At 72.3% G+C, this 264-nt stretch carries 1 protein-coding gene; it reads left to right on the top strand.

Annotated elements, in window-relative coordinates; genetic code table 11:
* The coding region (locus AC1RPQ_RS08540; RefSeq protein ID WP_481762354.1) for a hypothetical protein at positions 1-206 on the top strand (206 nt) is incomplete at its 5' end.
* Positions 207-264 lie beyond the last annotated feature (58 nt).

Genomic DNA, 264 nt, shown 5'->3' with positions numbered 1-264 from the left:
GCTCGATCATCTTCACCGCCTGCCGCGACGACCCGTGGTACCACAGCGTCGCGCAGCTCGAGGTGCGGGCGACGCAGCGCGCGGGGGTCTCCAGCACGTTCGTCGACCTGCCGACCGGCGGCCACGGCATGGGCGCGCTGATGGGCGGGCTGAACAACGGCCTCCCGCTGCTGTTCGGGACGCTGGGGCTGCAGAAGCCTGGCTAGGCCGCGGGGCGCGCCGCCGTCAGTCGGTGACGATCACGATCTTTCCGCGCACGTGCCC

This window comes from Dellaglioa sp. CoH-57-MRSF-21 (assembly GCF_056781915.1).
The sequence above is the reverse complement of the archived record's forward strand: the minus strand, read 5'-3'. Positions and strand labels throughout refer to the sequence as shown.